The organism is Enhygromyxa salina (assembly GCF_002994635.1).
Taxonomy (GTDB): Bacteria; Myxococcota_A; Polyangia; order Nannocystales; family Nannocystaceae; genus Plesiocystis; species Plesiocystis salina_B.
The window spans coordinates 91,553-109,755 of sequence record NZ_PVNL01000111.1; the positions used below are offsets into that span (position 1 = coordinate 91,553).

General features: G+C 66.3%; 15 protein-coding genes. 2 read left to right on the forward strand and 13 right to left on the reverse strand.

Features of this window, described 5'->3' with window-relative positions:
• Positions 1-9: 9 nt before the first annotated feature.
• Positions 10-1,917, reverse strand: a complete 1,908-nt coding sequence (locus ENSA7_RS27790) for a protein kinase domain-containing protein (RefSeq protein WP_106092390.1) — start codon at positions 1,915-1,917, stop codon at positions 10-12.
• 67 nt (positions 1,918-1,984) lie between these two features.
• Here ENSA7_RS27790 and ENSA7_RS27795 point away from each other — a divergent pair, with 67 nt between their 5' ends.
• Positions 1,985-3,160, forward strand: a complete 1,176-nt coding sequence (locus tag ENSA7_RS27795; RefSeq protein ID WP_106092391.1) for a hybrid sensor histidine kinase/response regulator — start codon at positions 1,985-1,987, stop codon at positions 3,158-3,160.
• Positions 3,161-3,218: 58 nt separating this feature from the next.
• Here ENSA7_RS27795 and ENSA7_RS27800 read toward each other — a convergent pair whose 3' ends face one another.
• The 12 genes from ENSA7_RS27800 to ENSA7_RS27855 form a co-directional block, all read right to left on the reverse strand.
• Positions 3,219-5,510: a sialidase family protein gene (locus ENSA7_RS27800; RefSeq protein ID WP_146158209.1), complete on the reverse strand. Its 2,292-nt coding sequence runs from the start codon at positions 5,508-5,510 to the stop codon at positions 3,219-3,221.
• 86 nt (positions 5,511-5,596) lie between these two features.
• Positions 5,597-5,995 carry a hypothetical protein gene (locus ENSA7_RS27805; RefSeq protein WP_106092393.1) on the reverse strand — a complete coding sequence of 133 codons (399 nt, stop codon included), beginning with the start codon at positions 5,993-5,995 and terminating at the stop codon, positions 5,597-5,599.
• 69 nt (positions 5,996-6,064) lie between these two features.
• Positions 6,065-6,391, reverse strand: a complete 327-nt coding sequence (locus ENSA7_RS27810; protein ID WP_106092394.1) for an ATP synthase F0 subunit C — start codon at positions 6,389-6,391, stop codon at positions 6,065-6,067.
• A gap of 46 nt (positions 6,392-6,437) precedes the next feature.
• Positions 6,438-7,217 carry a F0F1 ATP synthase subunit A gene (gene atpB, locus ENSA7_RS27815; protein WP_181234185.1) on the reverse strand — a complete coding sequence of 260 codons (780 nt, stop codon included), beginning with the start codon at positions 7,215-7,217 and terminating at the stop codon, positions 6,438-6,440.
• Positions 7,218-7,396: 179 nt separating this feature from the next.
• Positions 7,397-7,873, reverse strand: coding sequence for a hypothetical protein (locus ENSA7_RS27820; protein WP_106092396.1), 477 nt, complete (start codon positions 7,871-7,873; stop codon positions 7,397-7,399).
• Positions 7,870-8,241, reverse strand: coding sequence for an AtpZ/AtpI family protein (locus ENSA7_RS27825; protein WP_106092397.1), 372 nt, complete (start codon positions 8,239-8,241; stop codon positions 7,870-7,872). Before ENSA7_RS27825 ends, ENSA7_RS27820 begins: the two co-directional genes overlap by 4 nt.
• Positions 8,242-8,421: 180 nt before the next feature.
• Positions 8,422-9,387, reverse strand: a complete 966-nt coding sequence (locus tag ENSA7_RS27830) for a C45 family autoproteolytic acyltransferase/hydrolase (protein ID WP_106092398.1) — start codon at positions 9,385-9,387, stop codon at positions 8,422-8,424.
• Between the two features lie 24 nt (positions 9,388-9,411).
• Positions 9,412-10,872, reverse strand: a complete 1,461-nt coding sequence (locus ENSA7_RS27835; RefSeq protein WP_106092399.1) for a biotin carboxylase — start codon at positions 10,870-10,872, stop codon at positions 9,412-9,414.
• A 14-nt stretch (positions 10,873-10,886) separates the two neighbouring features.
• Entirely contained in the window at positions 10,887-13,550 is a 2,664-nt protein-coding gene (locus tag ENSA7_RS27840; protein ID WP_219908066.1) for an aminotransferase class I/II-fold pyridoxal phosphate-dependent enzyme, read from the reverse strand.
• Positions 13,551-13,618: 68 nt separating this feature from the next.
• A complete protein-coding gene (locus ENSA7_RS27845; protein ID WP_106092401.1) occupies positions 13,619-14,521 on the reverse strand; it encodes a carbon-nitrogen hydrolase family protein in 903 nt (300 codons plus the stop codon).
• The gene (locus tag ENSA7_RS27850) at positions 14,518-15,855 is read right to left on the reverse strand and encodes an aspartate aminotransferase family protein (protein WP_106092402.1); all 1,338 of its coding nucleotides are present in this window, start codon (positions 15,853-15,855) and stop codon (positions 14,518-14,520) included. The genes ENSA7_RS27845 and ENSA7_RS27850 overlap by 4 nt, the downstream gene beginning before the upstream one ends.
• 6 nt (positions 15,856-15,861) lie before the next feature.
• Positions 15,862-17,307 carry an NAD-dependent succinate-semialdehyde dehydrogenase gene (locus ENSA7_RS27855; RefSeq protein WP_106092443.1) on the reverse strand — a complete coding sequence of 482 codons (1,446 nt, stop codon included), beginning with the start codon at positions 17,305-17,307 and terminating at the stop codon, positions 15,862-15,864.
• Positions 17,308-17,680: 373 nt separating this feature from the next.
• Between ENSA7_RS27855 and ENSA7_RS27860 the strand changes: the two genes are divergently transcribed.
• Positions 17,681-18,163 (forward strand): hypothetical protein, encoded by a 483-nt coding sequence (locus tag ENSA7_RS27860; RefSeq protein ID WP_146158211.1) that lies wholly within the window; start codon positions 17,681-17,683, stop codon positions 18,161-18,163.
• Positions 18,164-18,203: the final 40 nt, after the last annotated feature.

Consider the following 18,203-nt stretch of genomic DNA (forward strand, 5'->3'; position numbering starts at 1 on the left):
TGTCTCGAGTCAAGTCGTGGATACTTCGATGGTCGGCGACTCGAACACACGGTCGGCCGCCTGCCCCCACAACATCCGCATTGGACCGGAGCCAACCTGTGCGTCGTCGAAGGGGTAGCGGTTGCCGGCCTGGCGGCGCGCGATGTGGCTGACGTAGATATCGCCGCGTTGGGCCACGCGCGCGAGGTTCAACGCCTCGCCGAGGGGCGGACCGACGATCGTGTATGTGAAGCGGCCGCCGACGCTCGAGCCCACGCAGGTGCTGAGGAGTCGACCTGTTGCCACGCCGATCGAGAGACCGGGGGAATAGGGAGAGTCCTGGCCCGCGAGCTCGGCAAGGTTCGCAACCTCCTTGCACACGGCACCACACGCATCCAGTGCCCGCTCGAGGTGACCGCTCCCAGTCCATGCGCAGACGATCTCCTCGGTGAAGATCGTGTCGACCATGCCGTTGTGCTGCTGGACCACGGGCACAATCACCTCGTAGTTGGCGTTGAGCGCCCGTGCATAGATGTCTGGGTGTTCGGTCGGATCGTCGTGTGGTCGGCTGATGACGATCACCGCGACGGTCGCCTCGATCAGCTCGGTCCCCAGCGCCGCGTCGAGCTCGAGGGCGGACAAGCGCCGGAGCAGGACCGAGCTAGCTAGCTTGCGCAAGACCTTGTTTTCCCCGTCGGACGAGGCCATCGCCCGGTGCTCGGTCACCGTGCGCGCAGCCTTCTTGATCGTGGTGTCGAGATCGCCGAAGTCGATCGGCTTGACGACGAAGTCGAAGGCGCCGACGTTCATGGCGCGGCGAATGTTGCCCATGTCGCCGTACGCAGAGACCATGATCGTCCGCAAGAACGGAGACAGCTCCGGGGTGTGCTCGAGCAGGGTCAACCCGTCCATTACCGGCATGTTGATGTCCGACAGCAGCACATCGACGTCCGGGTTCTGGCGCAGGATCTCCAGCGCCGCCTGTCCGTTCTCCGCGAACAAGAACCGGTAGGTCGCGCTGCGTATCTGCTTGCGAAAGCGCATCTTGATCAGGTGCGCCATGTCAGGCTCGTCGTCGACGGCCAGGATCGTGGTTGTCGTGGTGGTCTTGCAGGCGCTAGCCAGCGCCTCGATGAAGCTGGTCGCAGACTGAAACCGCGCGTCTGGTTGCTTGGCGAGGGCGATCTCGAAGAAGCCGTCGAGCGCCTTGGGCAGCTCGGGGTTGACGACGCTCGGTGGCGGGACCGGGTCGATGCAAATACTGACGATGAGGCTACCCAGGTGCCCCTCGGGGAACGGCAGCTGTCCGGTCAGCGCTTGGTAAGCGACCACGCCCAGCGACCAGAGATCGCCTAGCAGGGATGGCTCGCGTCCACGAACTTGCTCGGGGCTCATGTAGTGCGGCGTGCCGATTACCGTGCGGCCCGAGGTCGGGCTCGGGGCGTCGCGCGTGGTTCGCATCCATGCCACACCGAAGTCGAGCAGCTTGACCAGCTCCCGAGCGCCGCCGGCTACGATGAACAGATTCGCAGGCTTGAGGTCGCGATGTACGATGCCGAGCAGCGAAGCCTCCGTCAGTCCGTTGGCGACTTGGCGCAGCAGCTGGACCACCAGTGAAGCTGACAGCTTGCCCTCACGCTGCAGGCGAGCCTCGAGATCTTCACCGGCCAGCAGCTCCATCACGATGTACGGGGCGCCGTCTTCGACGCCGTAGTCGTGGACCTGGACGATGTGTTCGCTGCGTATCCGCGCCAGCGCCTGGGCCTCGCGCTCAAAACGGGCGCGAAAGCTGGCCGAGCTGACCTGGTCGGGACTCATGAGCTTGACGGCGACGGCGCGTCGCAGCGTGGTGTCCTGCGCCTCCCAGACCATGCCCATGCCCCCTTGGCCAACCTGCCGCTGTAGCTCATACTTGCCAGCGATGACTCGGCCACGCATCGTGCGACTCTACACCAACGTGGTCAAGACAAGCCAAGTGTTCACGGACCCCTGCTGAGCGCCACCCATGCCAGCCACCATCCTATACGTCGATGACGACTCCGAGTTGGAACGACTCATCCGTTCAACGTTTCACAAGCAGAACGCGGGCGAGTTAGCTGGCGAATTCGCACACAGCGAGGCGGCGGCGCTGACCCAGCTCAACGAGCGATCTGAGCCCTACCATGCGATCGTCATCGATATCTCGATGTCCGGGATGAGCGACCTCGGGTTGCTCGACGCGATGGCCGAGCGCCAACCCGAGACCCCGATCGTCATCCTCGCCGCACCTGCCGACCTCCCCCGAGTTCGGCAGGCCATGAACCACGGCGCGTTCGACTTCCTCCTCGAGCCGCTGGATCTGCACGACCTCGAGCTCACCCTGGCCAAGGCCCTGCGTCACTACCAGACCGTGCGGCGGGCAGGTCTGGTCGCACGTGCCACCAACCGACCGGAGCTCGCGGCGCTCGGGTTGCTCGTCGCTGGAGTCGCCCATGATCTCAGGAATCCGCTCGGGCTCATGACAAACTTTACCACGCTCGCCCGCGAGCTACTCGAGGAGCTCGGTCAACAGGTGGAAGCGCAGTGTCAAGGCTCACTAGCGGCGAGCTTGAACGCCCAGGTCGAGTCGGTCGTTCTCACCCTCGGCAAGGTCGCGGCCCACGGCGAGTGGGCGCTCGATCTGGTCGGCTCGCTGGTCGCCAGCGGCGGTGGTGGCAGTGGACCGCTCAACTTTAGCGAATCCATCGAGCGCCACGTCGACCTGTTCGAATCTAGCGTTCGTGCTGTTCATGCCGACCATGCGCCCGCGGTCGTGATACATAGGCAGCTAGACCCCAGTATTGGTGTGGTCGCGCTCAATCCACGCAACGTGCTCAGTGTCGTCATCAACCTGCTACAGAATGCGCAGCATGCCTTGCGCGAACGTGTTCGCACCGACGACGACTTCCAGCCCGAGATCCGCGTCGAGACTCGAGCACTCGAAGGCGCTGTCGAGCTGAGCGTCAGCGACAATGGCCCCGGGATTCCACTCGAGCTGCGCGAGCAGATCTTCCAGCCGTTCTTCACCACGAAGCACCCCCGCGAGGGTGCCGGCCTGGGACTTCACATCGTCGCGACCACGGCGCGAGAGTCAGGCGGCAGCGTGGTGGTCGAGGACAACTCGCCGAGCGGCGTTCGGTTTCGGGTCAGGTTTCCTCGCTGAGCACACTGGACCGACGAGCGACATCCCTTCCTGACTCAGCCAGCGACCAACCCAACCCTCACATCCCCAGGGGTCGGTAGACGACGCCGCTGGCCAGCATCCAGCAGCCGCTGGTCTGCGCGCACTGGATCGTGCCGCCTTCGGTGTAGGCCGAGTCGATGCGGATCCAGTCGCGCTCGCCCTCGCCGGTCACGACGTACATCCGATCGCCGCCGTAGCGGTAGATCAGGTTGGCGATCTGCATGCCGGAGCCGTCCGCGACGTCGACGAGGCCCGGAAAGTAGCGCTCGGTCTCGCGGGTCCAGCTGTTGCCGAGGTCCCGCGAGAGCAGGTCGCCCCAGTGCACGGCGCCGTCGCTGACCCGCAGATCTGGCTGCTCGGTCGCGCCGGGCATCTCTTGCACGACGATGAAGTGCTTGCCGCCGTCCTCGCTGCGCAGCAGCACGTTGTTGTTCTTGCGAGTCGGGGCGGTCGCGGCCCACACGGTGTCGCCCTCGCCCGCCATGTCGATCACGGGGCTGGGGATCCCCGTCACCAGCTCGGTCCAGTTGCTCAGATCCTCGCTGCGGCGCAGCTCACCCTTCGAGCCCGAGACGTAGACCACGCCGTCGATCTCGAAGATCGCTCGCCAGTCGCCCTTGATCTGATCGTCGCCGGCCGGGAGCCACAGCTTGGGGTCGACCTTGGCGGCGAGGATCTCGTCCTTGGCGGCGGCCAGCCACATGCCCGCGTTCTTGCCCTGCGCGATCACGTGGACGTCGTTGATCTTGTAGGTGCGGACCATCTCGCCCTCGACCCAGCTGCCGCCCGCGTCGGCGCTGGACACCAGCTTGACGCCGTCGGTGGTCAGCACGTTGTCGCCCGCGACCGAGAACGCGATCGCGCCGTAGCGGGCCAGGTCGAGCCCGTGCGCGCTCGACCAGGTCGCGCCGCCGTCGGTGGTGACGGCGACCAGCGCGTCGTCGCCGAGCGCGACGCCGACGTCGCCCGTGAAGGTCAGGCCGCGGACCTCGGGCATGCTCTCGGGGGTGGTGACGTCGGCGGCGTAGCGACACTGCTCGCCGTCATCGGGCCCCTCGTCGCAGGGGCCGCCGCTGGCCGGGAGCTCGATCGGCTCGGCCTCGACCCAGTCGACTCCGTTGCCGCTCGAGAAGAACGCCCGCCCGTCGCTGGCCACGAAGTCGCTGCCCGACTTGCCGACCCAGGTCAGGTTCTTGGTCGTGGGGGGCGCGGCGTAGTCCCACTTCTCGCCGCCGTTTTGCGAGTAGACGACCGTGCCCTTGGCGCCCACGATGATCACGTTGTTGCCGTCGACGAGGCCGTCGGTGAGGTTGGCCGTCTCCTCCCACTTCTGGTCGACCCAGGTCTCGCCGCCGTCGCTGGAGATCGCGATCGCGCCGCCGTTGCCGACCGCGTAGTAGGGCCCGCCCGGCTTGCCAAAGATCGAGTTGGCGCCCTTGAAGGGCAGCGCCGCGGTCACCCAGGTCTCGCCGCCGTCGTCGGTGAGCGAGACCACGCCCTTGTTCTCGACCGCGAACTCCTCGCCGATCCCGTGGGCGCTGCCCGTGACCGAGCACGCGACGCCGCGACGCTTGCCGACCTTGGCGATCGCGCAGGCGCCCGCGCTGGTCAGGAACCCGCGGCCGTCCGCCATCGCGGGGAGCTGCTCGAGCTCGGTCCACGTGACCCCGTCGGTGGTGCCGTAGCCAGACTTGCCCGACCACGCCAGCACCGCGCCGTTGAGCTCGAGCAGCGCCTTGGGCTTGAACTTGTCGGGCATCCAGCCGCCGCGGCCTCCGGTGCCGTCCTTGCCGACGTGGATGAAGCCGCCGTTCTTGCCGATCGCGACGATGCCGATGTCGGCGGCGACCATGTCGATCAGCGAGTCCGACGAGAATCGGGCGAGGCGGCGCCACTGCAGCCCGTCGTCGGACATGGAGATCGCGCCCTCGTGCAGCGCGAGGTACGGACCGTCGGGGTACCCGCCCACGTCGCGCACGGCGTCGCCGGCCTTGGTCCACCGCCAGGTCTTGCCTGCATCGTCGCTCACGCCCACGTGGGCGTCGCTCGTCGCGACGATCAGCTTCTGCTCGGAGATCACCTGCGCGACCACGGTTGGCGCGCCGAGAAACGCGTGCCGCGGCGCCCAGTGCTTAAATCGATCGAGCCCGGTGATCGGCGCGATCTTCGGTGTGGTGTCGGCGACGGCTTCGTCGGACTCGCCGCCGTCCTTGGTCTCGGGCTCGGCCTCGCCGGCCTCTTCGGCCTCGTCGGCCTCGTCGTCATCGACCCCGCGGATCCGATCGATCAGGCCGCAGCCCGGCAGCAAGGTCAGCAGGAGGGGAGCCACAGTCCAGAGCGTGCGCATGACGGCGCCGCAACCCTACTACAAGCGATGCACCCAAGCGCCCCGAGCGGGTGATTTTCGCGCTGGGATCAGATGCCCTTGAAGTCGAACATCGTCCGCAGCTTCTGCAGGCCCATGGGGTCGTTAGTCTTGATCTTGCCCCTGGCGATATCGATTGGCCCCGGCGCCTTGCCCTTGAGGACCATCTTCTCGAACAGATCCGGCGTGGTCTTGAGCACGCAGTCGGCGTTCTCGACCGTCTTGCCCGACTCGACGGTCGCCGCCTCCGCGTCGATCTTGACGGTGAACTTCTCGTCGCCGATCGAGAAGTAGTAGGTCGTCGGTTTCTCGGCTGAGCCCTTGATGTAGCGGCTCGGCATCTTCTCGAAGATCTTCTTGACGTCCACGTCGGCGTTATACCAGTCGCGCAAAGAAAACCCCGAGGCCGCGCGAGCGGACATCGGGGTCTTGGCGTTGGGCGGCTCCACGAAAAGCGCAGCGAGCGGACGCGAGAGCGTCCGCCCGAGGCAGAGTGAGGACACCCGTGGGGTGGCGAGTTAGAGCCGGCCGTTGAGCAGGAACGAGATGAGGAACGCGAAGATGACCAACGACTCGATGAAGGCCAGGCCGATCAGCATCGGCGTGAACACGGCCGAGCTGGAGTTGGGGTTGCGGCAGATGCCCTCGAGGGCGGCCGCGATGGCGCGACCCTGACCGAGACCACCGCCGAGCGCGGCGAGGCCGATCGCGAGCGCCATCGCGATGGCGACGCCCATGTTGGCGGCGGGCTTCGCAGCTTCCTCGGCAGCGGGTGCAGCGAGGACGATGGCGGGGACCAGGAAGGTCACCAGGGCGGCGATGGGGGCAACGATTCGCTTGCTCATGTCGTGTTTCCTCAGATTCGAAGTTTGGGAAGTCGTTTTTTGGGCCTCAGTGCTCTTCGGCATGCTCGAGGGCCAGGGCCAGATAGATGACGGACAGCAGGGTGAAGACCACGGTCTGGATGATGGCGACCATGACCCCCAACAGCATGAAGGGGACCGGGACCAGCAGCGGCACGAGCACCAACACCGCGCCGACGACCTTGTGGTCAGCGAGCATGTTGCCCATGAGCCGCAGCGACAGCGAGACCGGACGCGCGATGTGGCTGACGATCTCGATCGGGAGCATCAGGAAGAACAGCCACGGGAACTTGATGCCACCCTGGCGGAACTCGAAGCTGGGCCCGAGGAAGTGCGCGAGGTAGTGGAACCCGTTGGTGTAGACCCCGACGACGTTGTAGATGACGAACACCATGACGGCGAGCGCCAGGTTCGTCTTGAGCGTGTCGGTGGCCGGCAACAACCCGGGCACGAGGCCCTGAATGTTGTTGATGAAGATGAACAGCGCGAGGGTGCCGATGAAGGGCAGCCACTTCTTGGCGTCCTCTTCGCCCATCACGTCGGCGCTCATGTTGTAGGTCGCGTTCACGAAGCCGTTGAGCATCGCGGGCAACCGCCACTCGCGGGGGGGCACGACACCCTGGGTCTTGCCCGAGAGCGTCTGCCGCCAGCGGAGCGCAGCGAAGATCAGGAACACCACCGTGATCAGCGCGGCGGCGACGTGCACCAGCGAGTAGTGCGTATCGCCGAACATCATCCACTGCCAGTGGCGAGTTCCGAATACGCTCTGCTCGGCCGTGTTGGTGAGCCGCGCCCAAAACTCGGGCATCAGAACGGTGTAGAGAGTGTCGTGGTCGCCCATGTTTGGTATGGGTGGAGAAAGCCCACCAACGGCCTGGCTTCGTCGCGCGGCATGTACCAAAGGTTTTCGGGCCTTGCAAGCACGAGAATCACCGGCCAGAACGGCCAGGAGCGGGTTTTCGGGGTTTGTGAGCTGGCCTGCAAATCTCAGCGCGCGCGTTCGTGCCGATACCCGGCGACGCTCGTGGTCGCCAGGACCAGGACCACGCCGATAGCCAGACCCAGTGGCTCGGTCGCGGGGTACCAGAGCAGGGCAGCAACCAGGACCAAGACCAGCGCCAGGCGGACGGGTCCGCCCGCGCTCCGGGGCCGCGTGGGCACGTCCTCGGGTTCGAGCGGGCCCTGACTCACATCGCGGGTCCGCTCGCTCTGCTCGACCCCGGCCACCGTCCGATCGATCGCCCCCCCGACCCCGCGGGCCAACAACACCAAATTGATCGCGCCAAGCAAGGTCCCCAGCACGATCGAGATCGCCAGCCCCGAGCCCCCGAGCCGATCGCCAGCGAGCGCCACGCTGGCGGAGATCAGCGCGCCCACGATACAGGCGTTGCGTACGGCCTCGCGCACGAGCGCGCGACGGTCGACCGGTCCACGCGCGCGCTCCCCACTCGCGGGCTCACTCACGGAGCGGCCCCGGGGCCTGCCTGGTCATCGCCGGGTGTCAGCGCTTGCTCGCGCTCGCGGTCGGCGATCTCGCGCTGATACTGCCGGGCGGTCCGCATCAGCGCCTTGACCGACGCGGCGATCCCCACCGAGAACCCGATCAGGGTGGTCCACGGTGCCCAGTGGGTATAGGTCACCTCGATCCAGCGAGCGACCAGCGTGCACCCGACCACCGCGACCGCGATCTCGATCCCGATCGACGCCGACGAGGTCATCTTGAACCACGGGGCCCGGCCGCCCGGGCGCCGCTTCGGATCGCCGTAGACGTGCCGCTCGGCCAGCTTGGCGTAGCGGGCCGGATCGATCGGCCCCTGGGGTTCCTCGCTCATCCGCGCCCGGGAGCGTAGCAGCACGAGCCCCGAGGGCGAAGCCGAGCAGAGTCGGTGAGGAACAAGCCCCGCCCTGCTGGGGGCAAAAGAGAGCGAAGCGAGCACAGGTCGCGTCGGGTACGGCCGGGGGCAAAAGAGAGCGAAGCGAGCACGGGTCGCGTCGGGTACGGCTGGGGGTATTTATAGATCAACCTGCATCGTCTGGGCCGCGAAGCGCTGAAAGGACTGGCGCCAGGTGACGGTTGGCCAGTGCAGCTCGACCTCGCCGCGGCCCGGGTAGTAGGCCGCCGTGTACAGCGTGCCAGACCGACGGGCGTGGTCGCGTGAGTAGAGCGGTGGTGCCAAGAACCGATCGACCAGCGAGTCCAGGCGCTGGCTGGGGTCGTCGAGCACGCGCACGAGCTCGGCGTGGCGCTCGACGGTGCCCGTGATCTGGGCGTGGGCCGGCCACTCGACCGCACCTTGATGGTTGGTGGCCACCGCGTGGGGGACGACCTGGGCGTCGCGATCGGGGTTGAGGAACACCGTGGCCAGCGCCCCGGCCCGATCGATGACGCCGACCGTGTAGCACATATGGCAGGGCACCCGGGACAGCACGGCCACGGCCTCACTCGTCTGCGTGCAGGTCTCGAGCACGTAGCGAAGGATCAGCGGGATCCCAAACCCGTCACCCACGACCTGACGCCCGCCAAACGCCAGGCTCACCGCGACCCCGTGCTCGTTCATCCCGTCGAGCGCGCCCCACAGCGAGTCGATCGACGCGATCACGCCCGCGCCGGTCCACGCCGAGTGCAGCAGCAGGCCCTCGCAGCGATCGAGCTCGTAGTCGTAGTTGCGGACCAGGGCCGGCTCGTCGCGGCTCCACAGCAGCTGTGAGCAGCCGGCCATGAACGCGGGCGGCCGATACAGACTCAGCATTCGCGCCACGCGATCGCCCCCACCCGCGAGCTCGACGAGCTGATTCCAGACCGGCAACAGCTCGGGCATGTGCGCGCGCAGGGCCGACCCGCACGCGAGGTAGCTGGGCCGCGCGGCGTCGCCCTCGGCGAAGTACCAGCGCTCGTAGGCCGGGGCCACGCGCGCGCAGTGGTCCGCCCACGCGCTGCCCGGGCGGAGCTCCTCGAGAGCGGCGAAGCGCAGGTCCATCGCGCGAGTCTACATCATGGCGATCTACAGGAACTTGAAGCCGGCGACCTCGGCGACGCGGGCGACGACCTCGTCTTCTTGGGCCTGCAGCGGTCGGCCCGAATATTGCGCGCGGATCCCCGCGATCCAGGACTTGGCCCGCGGCGTCAGCTGGAACTCGTCATCCATCAACCGACCCGGCGTGACCAGAATCCCGAGATCGGCGCCCTCGTAGAAATAGTCGCCAACCCCGGTCATGCGCAGCCAGAAAGCGTTGCGCCCGTCGTGGGCGGTGCGGCGGTGGGTCTGATTGCGGACAAAGTCGACGCCGCCGTCATCGCGCAAGGTCCAGATCCCCGAGGTCGGCGCCTCGGTCACGCACTGGACCGAGTCCTCGGTGTGCTTGATGACGAGCTGACTCCAGTTGTCGATATTGTCGGGGTCCGACCACCGCTCGTTGAGCGCGGCGACGTCGAGCTCGAACTCGGCGCCCGAGAACTCGAGCAGGTGAAACAAGAACAGCGGCGCGTCCGCGTGGGCGAACGAGGCCAGGTTGGTCATCGAGCTGGCCCCGGTCACGCGCGGGTTGACCTCGCCAAGATACACATCGTGGGTGTCGAGATCATACAGATAGTCGCACTCGAAGTAGCCCCGATAGCCGCGCTTGCGCAGGGCCTCGCCGAACCGAAAGGTCGACTTGCGGGCTTGCTCGCGGACCACGGCCGGGAACGCGTCGACAAACACCTCGTTGCCGCACCAGCCGCCGCGGTAGGGCGTGAGCTCGGGAAACCCGACGAGCTCGGTCATGAGCGGCCCCACAATTGTGCCATGCCGGGTCACGCAGGCCTCGAGCGCGGCCCCGCGGCAGCGGATCCGCTTCATGACCTTGACGACGTCCTCTTTGGCGATCTCCTCGGCGTGCTTGGCAAAATCAGCCTCGCTCTTGATGAAGAAGGTGGTGTGCCCCGAGTCGCCAAACGCCGTCTGAATTACGAGATCCAGGCCCAGATCCGCGCCGTTCGCCAGCGCGACCAGCCCGTCCCAGTCGGCGACCTTGCCGAGCGCGTTGGGGACCGAAGCGACCCCAGCCTCGTTGCCGATCTGCGTGGTCGCGATCTTGTTGTCGATCGCCTCGCGCAGCTGCGCCGAGGGAAAGCAGACCTCGAGGTCGAGCTCCTTGCACAGCGCCTCGGTCTCCTCGTCGAAGAACAGAAACACCGCGCGCCCTGGGCCCCGCGCGCGAATGAAGTCGACGATCGACTTGTGCTGCAACAGATAGTTGTTGATCTCCTCGATGCTCTGAAACACCCGATCGGTCGTGTCCGACGGCGTGATCACGTTGGGGTGCTGACCATCGAAGCAATCGATATAATTGATGAACTTCCAGTTCTTGACCCACTCGTCGAGCCCCAACAGGTTGAACGGCGTGGCGCTGACAAAGTAGGTGGGGACGTCGTCGCGGTAGAAGAATCGGCGGATGTCAGAGAGCGAATCGAGTGTCTTCATTTGTTGCTTTCCGTCTAGTTGAGGCCGAGCTGAGCCTGGGTGAAGACCCGCAGGCCAAAGTCGGGGTTGTAGCCGTGGATCTCCTTGACATCGAGGGCGGCGAGATAATCGAGGATCTCGGCGCTCACGATCTGCCCGGGCACGAGCACCGGAAATCCGGGCGGGTAGGGCGTCACGAACCCGGCCGAGACGATCGCCTTGCCCGCGCTCATGGCGGCCTGGATCTGCCCGTCGAGCCGCAAGAAGTCGCACGAGGACTCGCTGCGGCCCAGGAAGAACGCGCGCCGCAGGTCACCCTCGATCGTGCCGGAGTCGTCGGAGAAGCTCGCGTGAAACCGGCTGAAGTTCGGCATGGGCGGCTGCTGCTTGGTCAGCGCGTCGACCCGGGCCTCGCCAATGCGCCGCTCGAGCGCGCTCTCGACCGCGCGGTGCTCCGACAGGTCGCGGGCGATCCGACTGAGCACCTCCAGCAAGTACGCGATCCCGCCCCGGCTGGTCCCAATGTTGATCATGAACAGCACGGTATTGCGCGATGTCTTGTTGATCTGGATGTCGTAACGATCCATCAAGTGGCTGCGCAAGGTGTCGCCGTCCATCCCGGTGTGCCCGATCTGGATCGTGACGCGGGTGGGGTCGACCACAAACTCGTCATGCTCGAACGCCGGACCCATCTTCTGGTAGCCGGACCCCGGCCGGTAGAACTCCTCGAGCCCCGACGCGCGGTGTTCCGCGGGGATCAGATCACGCGGCTTGAGCACCTGAAAATACGCCGCGAGCTCGGGGCTGTCTTGCACGCGCTCGCGCAGGGCCATGGCCAGCGCCACGCTCTGGGTCACCAGTTCGTAGCCCTCGAGCTCGACCTGCCGCCGGCCGACGTCGAGCGACGCGATGATCTGGTAATTCGGCGACGTCGACGTGTGGGTCATGTACGCGTCCTCGAACGCCTCCGCGACCCGGCGGCCATAGTCCAGGTCGTACACGTGGATCATGGACCCCTGGCGCAGCGACGTGAGCGTCTTGTGGGTCGACTGGGTCGCGTAGCAGCGGACGGTTGACGCGTCCGGATCCGCCATCAGCGGCTGCTCGAGCATGAACTTGGGATCGTCGAGATCCGCGCTGGCCCGCCACGTGGCGTAGCGGGACCGGTACTCCTCGCTCTCGAGCTCGTAGCGCAGCCGCCGGGCCGAGGCCATCGCCGAGCGCCGTCGGTAGTCCGGGGCAAACCGCGCGAACCCGTACCAGGCCTCATCCCACACAAACACCATGTCCGGCTTGATCGCCAAGACCTCGGACATGACCCGATAGGGATTGTAGATGATGCCGTCGAAGGTGCAGTTGGTCAGCAGCAACATGCGCACGCGGTCGAGCTTGCCCGCGCGGTCGAGCTCGAGCAGGTTGCGCTTGATCTCGTGGAGCGTGACCGCGCCATACATGGTGTATTCGCGCAGGGAGTAGGGATCCATGTACACCGGCTGCGCGCCCGCGAGGACCAGCGCGTAGTGGTGCGATTTATGGCAATCCCGCGAGACCAGCGCGATGTCGCCGGGCGACAGCAGCGCCTGCACGACGATCTTGTTGGCGGTCGAGGTCCCGTTGGTCACGAAGTACGAGCGGTGCGACCCAAACGCGCGGGCGACCTTCTCTTGCGCGCTCTTGATCGGCCCGTGCGGCTGCAGCAGCGAGTCGAGGCCCCCGGTCGTCGCGGAGGTCTCGGCCAGGAAGATGTTCTCACCGTAGAACTCGCCGAGATCGCGGATCCAGTGCGACTTGAAGATCGACTTGCCGCGCGAGATCGGCATGGCATGAAAGACCCCGGTGGGGCGGTGGCTGTACTCGCGCAGCGCGTTGAAGAACGGGGTCTCGTAGCGCTCGTGAATGCCCCGAAGAATCGTCAGGTGGAGCTCGAGGTAGTCTTCTTGGTCGTAGAACACCCGGCTGAACGAGCGCCCGGTGTGGCCCGCGACGTTGCGCAGGGGATCATCGGTCACCAGGTACAGGTTGAGCTCGGGCCGCAGGGCTTTGAGGGCCTCGCCCAGGCCCCAGGCCGGGTGCTCGAGGTTGCGCTCGATCGCCGCGGACACGTCACCGTGGGCCAGGTAATTGCGCAACATCGGCTCGGTCGTCTGCGACTCGGTTGGAAAGCTATAGCGAATGACGACGCTCTGAATGTTGAAGTTGAACTGCGCAGCAATGACCGCATCTTCGAGGTTGGTGACCACGACCACGTCGTAGGTGTACGCGTCCTGCTCGCGGCGCATCCCGAGCAGGCGCTTGCGCGTGTCCTGACTGGTGTCGGTGCCCGTGTCGTCGACGACCAGGACCTCGAAGTAGGGCCGGCCCCCGTTCGCGCCAGCGTGGTCTGTTGGGTCGCTCCCCGCGGTCTCAGGCCCCTCGCTGTCGTCATGCATGACATCGCGGGCGTCGCGGCTGCGGTATTGATCGCTGACCAGCATCCGCACCAGGCGCTCGGTCTGCCGAGCCAGGGCCCCGTGGTGCCCGCGACGCTGGGCGCTCTCGAGCTGGCGACACGCGCGACAGCCCGGGAACGCGAAGTACTGCTCGATCTCGGTGAGCGTCTCGAGCTTGTGCTTGATCGAGAGACTGAGCCCCGTGCTGTCGGCCTTGGTCCGGCCGTTTCGCTCGAGCCGACTGGTGAGCCGCCTGAGCTCGTTCCACACGTCAACGCGGAACTGAGACGCGTCGTAGTAGGGTCGGAAACCTTGTTGCGCTTGTGACTTCTGATCATTCACTGGGAATTACGCGTCCTCACTACGGGGCCGGGGTAGGGCAGTGGCTCGTTACGAACCGGTTTCTGGAGGGGCCCGAGGCCAGCAAAGTAGCCCTGCTCGCGCCAGGTGTCTTCGTATACGGGGAACCGCACCGTGCGATCGCGGAAGCTCTTGAGCGGCTGGCCGAGGCCCTTGAGCCCGAGCTCGCGGGTTCGAGCGACGCGCGAGACGTCGATCTCGATCGGGAACAGGACCTCCCCGGCGCCGCAGCGATGCAGCGGATCACCGTTTGGCCCGATCACGATCGACTGGCCAATGCCCCCGTCGCCGAGGCCGTTGACGTCGAAGAAGAAGCACTGCTGCTGGGCCGCCGTGGCCCGGGCGATCGCGAGCTCGACGTCACGATCGATGCTCGAGGTCAAGGTTGGGTGCAGGATGACCTCGGCGCCCATCGCTGCGAGCGTGCGTGAGGTCTCGGGGATCCACATGTCGTAGCAGATCGACACGCCAAATCGCCCGACGTTGGGGACGTCGAACACCAGGAACTCATTGCCACCGGTGACACCTTGCTCGTAGGGGTAGAACGGGAACATCTTGCGATAGCGACCCACGACGTTGCCGGCCGGATCGATCACGCTCGCGGTATTGTAGATCGTGTCACCTTCGCGCTCGAACATGCTGCCCGGTATCAGCCAGATCTGGTGGCGAGCGGCGAGCTCCTGAAACCGCGCTTCGGTGTCACAGGGGAAGGTCTTGGCGTTGGCGATCAGCGGCCCGAACGGCGCCAGCTCGCTGAACACGACCATCTGCACCCACGGGTAGATCTGCATGAGCACGCTCAAGCGCGTGATCATGCGGTCGACGTTGGAGTGAATGGCCGAGAGCGACATTTGGACTCCGGCGATGGCGAATGGCGTCATGAAGTTGCGTGTTCCTTTGCGGCCGCGATGATCGCCGTCTCGATGACGGTCAAGCCACGATCGAGATCGGCGTCAGAGATGACCAGCGGTGAGAGTGTTCGAATGATGTTGCCGAACGCGCCAGCGGTGAGCACCAGCACACCCTCGGCGCGGCAGCGGGCGACCGCGGCCGCGGTCACTTGGGGTGCGGGGCGCTTGGGATCACCCCCGTGGCACAGCTCGATCGCCATCATGGCGCCGAGGCCCCGGACCTCGCCAACGACATTGCACTGGTCGCGCAGGCCCTCGAAGCGGGCGCGGACCTGATCACCGATGACCCGGGCCCGGGCGCTGAGCTGCTCGCGCTCCATCACCCTCAACGTTGCGAGCGCGGCCGCGCACGCGACCGGGTTGCCGCCGTAGGTGCCACCGATCGTGCCAGGCAGCGCCGCGTCCATGACCGCGGCGCGGCCGAGCACCGCCGCGATCGGCAGCCCGCTGCCCAGCGACTTGGCCCACGTCGATAGATCCGGCGTGACCCCAGCGTGCTGAAACGCCGCCCAGTAGCCCGACCGACAAAACCCGCTCTGGACCTCGTCGAAGATCAACATGATGCCGTGGCGATCACAGATCTCACGCAGGCCCTGCAGGTAGGCCGGGGGCGCGACCACGAACCCAGCTTCGCCCTGAACGGGCTCGATGATGATCGCGGCGATCTGATCGGCGGCGATCGGGCCCCGGACGAACCGCTCTTCGAATTGAGCCAGGTGTTGATTCACGAGCTCGGCCTCCGAGCCGCGGTGGCCCTCGTGGAAGGCGCTGGGGAACGGGACCCGATAGACCTCCGGCGCGAACGGGCCGCAGCCGAGCTTGTAGGCGCTCTTTCCAGTCAGCGTCATCGCCAGCAGCGTGCGGCCATGGAACCCGCCGTCGAAGCACACGATCGCGGCCCGGCCGGTTGCTTGGCGGGCGATCTTGATCGCGTTCTCGACCGCTTCGGCGCCGCTGTTGACGAGCATGGCCTTGGTCGCGCCGGACCCCCCGGACTCCTTGCCATGCGGGATCAGCCGGACCAGCGCCTCGCACAGCGCCACGTAGGGCTCATAGGTGGCCACATGGATCGAGGCGTGAAGCAGCCGCGCCGCCTGCTCCTGGATCGCCGCGACGACCTCGGGGTTGCAGTGGCCGACGTTCATGACCCCGATCCCTCCGGCGAAGTCGATGTGCTCGTTGCCGTCGGCGTCGACGATGCGCGCGCCGCTGGCCGAGACCGCCGTTGTCTCGCCCGCGAACATCCCGACCCCCTGGGCCACGACCGCACGCCGACGTTGAATCAAGTCAGTAGAGTTGTTCATTCGCTCTCAGTCGATCCCGATCGAGACGTACTTGATGTTGAGGTACTCGTGCATGACGTAGCGCCCGCCCTCGCGGCCAATGCCAGACATCTTGACCCCGCCAAACGGCGCCTGTGCGGTCGAGGGGGCGCCATCGTTGGCCCCGACGATGCCGTACTCGAGGGCCTCGGCGACCCGCCACACCCTCGAGTTGTCCCGGGTGTAGAAGTACGAGGCCAGGCCGTAGGGCGAGTCGTTGGCCAGCTCGATCGCCTCGGCCTCGTGGGTGAAGCGGCGGATCGGCGCGACCGGGCCAAAGGTCTCTTCGTGATTGAGCTTCATAGAGGCGTTGACGCCCTCGAGAATGGTTGGCTGGCAGAAGCGCTCGGTCAGGCCGGACTCGGGGCTGAAGATCTTGCCGCCGAGCCGCAGCGTGGCACCGTGGCTGAGCGCGTCGTCGACGTGGTCGCGGACCTTGGCGACGGCGTCGTCGTCGATCAGTGGACCCACGCTCACGCCCTCGTCGAGGCCCGAGCCGATTCGCAGGGGCTCGAGCGCGGCGGCGAGCTTGGCCACGAATTCATCGTAGATCCCGTCCTGCACGAAGAAGCGATTGGGACACACGCAAGTCTGGCCGGCGTTGCGGAACTTGCTCTTGATCGCCCCGATGACCGCCGCGTCGACGTCCGCGTCGTCGAACACCAAGAACGGCGCGTGGCCGCCCAGCTCGAGCGAGAGCCGGACGACGTTGTTGGCCGCCGCGACCATCAGCTTCTGGCCGACGGCCGTGGAGCCGGTGAACGACACCTTGCGCACGGTTGGATCGGCGAAGATCGCCTGACCGATCGCAGCAGAGTCACCCGTGATGATGTTGAGCACGCCCGCCGGGATTCCGGCCTCGAGCGCGAGCTCACCGATGGCGAAGGCCGACAGCGGCGTCTGCTCCGCTGGCTTGACGATAATTGTGCACCCGGCCGCCAGCGCAGGCCCGAGCTTGCGCGTAATCATTGCGGCCGGAAAATTCCACGGGGTGATCGCGGCGACGACCCCGACCGCCTGGCGCAGCACCAGGATGCGTTGGTCCGTGCGCGAGGCCGGCACCGTCTCGCCGTAGACCCGCTTGGCTTCCTCGGCGGCCCAGCTGATGAACGAGGCCGCATAGCTGATCTCACCGCGGGCCTCGGCGAGCGGCTTGCCCTGTTCACGTGTCAGCAACTTCGCTAGCTCGTCTTGCTTCGCGAGCATGAGCGAGGCGAGCTTGGCGAGCGGCCCCGCCCGCTCGGCGGCCGGCAGCGCTCGCCAGCTGGGCAGCGCCGCCCGGGCCGCCGCGATCGCGGCTACGGCCTGCCCAGCGCCCCCGTCGGGCACTTTGGCAATGACCTCGTCTGTGGCCGGATTTGTCACGTCGAAGGTCGCCCCCGAAGGTGCATCCCTCCACTCGCCATTGATGAGATTGCGTGTCTGCACGTTGATTTTTGACCGGGACGCAAGTGTCAACCGGAACGACGTGCATGACCAGGTAGATCCGATCTGCAGCGTCTGCGGATGCCTTTATAACTGAATCGGTCGAAAATTACAAGGGCGCTCGCGCGGAGTGATCTTCGGCGGTGTGGCGGCGGTGTGGCCGTCGAGCCAGGCGCAGCCAGAGCGAGCGTCAGATGTCGTCGAGTGTCACTATTTGACACCTCGAACAATGTTCACATATTTGACATATGCGCAAAAGTGTACTATGTAATTGATAAGCGCACATCGAGGTCTCTCGACTCGCCATGTTGGCTCGAATCGATTGTCTAGGCCCGATTACTGCTGCGCACGCCGGGTTCCCGGTGGAGCACAAAGGAGTCCCATGACAGGTCAGGCACGTCTCAAGTATGCACTTTTTCCCAACCGCAAGGCCGCCCACGTGGCGCGAGCCGAGGTTGACGCTGCGATCGACGGCGAGGTCGAGCTTCTCGACAAGGCCGCCGACCTCACCCAGGACAAGATCCCGCTGCGGCACACCATGGCCGGTGTTGGCACGATCATGGGCGCCTCGGTCGTCGCAGGCATGATGCTTGCTTCGCTCGCCGGGCTCGTGATGGTGGGTGTCGACGCCCTGCCTCCGCGGATCACCTCGCCGTATTGGACGACCGCGATCGTCGTCATGCTCGCCGCCCTGCTCGGCGGACTCGCGGGTGCGCTGACCTACTCCACGCGGGCTCGACAGGAGCTGCGAAGGCTCCGCGGGCTGCTGCGGTTCGGCAACACCGTGTTGCTGATCGAGACCGAGCGCGACCTCGACCTGCTCTTGCGTCGCCACGGCGCGGTCCAGACCGGCGTGCTCGCCTAGAGCCGCCCTCACTCAACCACAAAACGTTTTCCCCCCCGAA

Coding starts and splice junctions, on each gene's coding strand:
- ENSA7_RS27790 (WP_106092390.1), bottom strand. CDS start 1,917: ATGCGTGGCCGAGTCATCGCTGGCAAGTATGAGCTACAGCGGCAGGTT.
- ENSA7_RS27795 (WP_106092391.1), top strand. CDS start 1,985: ATGCCAGCCACCATCCTATACGTCGATGACGACTCCGAGTTGGAACGA.
- ENSA7_RS27810 (WP_106092394.1), bottom strand. CDS start 6,391: ATGAGCAAGCGAATCGTTGCCCCCATCGCCGCCCTGGTGACCTTCCTG.
- atpB (WP_181234185.1), bottom strand. CDS start 7,217: ATGCCCGAGTTTTGGGCGCGGCTCACCAACACGGCCGAGCAGAGCGTA.
- ENSA7_RS27825 (WP_106092397.1), bottom strand. CDS start 8,241: ATGAGCGAGGAACCCCAGGGGCCGATCGATCCGGCCCGCTACGCCAAG.
- ENSA7_RS27830 (WP_106092398.1), bottom strand. CDS start 9,387: ATGGACCTGCGCTTCGCCGCTCTCGAGGAGCTCCGCCCGGGCAGCGCG.
- ENSA7_RS27835 (WP_106092399.1), bottom strand. CDS start 10,872: ATGAAGACACTCGATTCGCTCTCTGACATCCGCCGATTCTTCTACCGC.
- ENSA7_RS27845 (WP_106092401.1), bottom strand. CDS start 14,521: ATGACGCCATTCGCCATCGCCGGAGTCCAAATGTCGCTCTCGGCCATT.
- ENSA7_RS27850 (WP_106092402.1), bottom strand. CDS start 15,855: ATGAACAACTCTACTGACTTGATTCAACGTCGGCGTGCGGTCGTGGCC.
- ENSA7_RS27860 (WP_146158211.1), top strand. CDS start 17,681: ATGACAGGTCAGGCACGTCTCAAGTATGCACTTTTTCCCAACCGCAAG.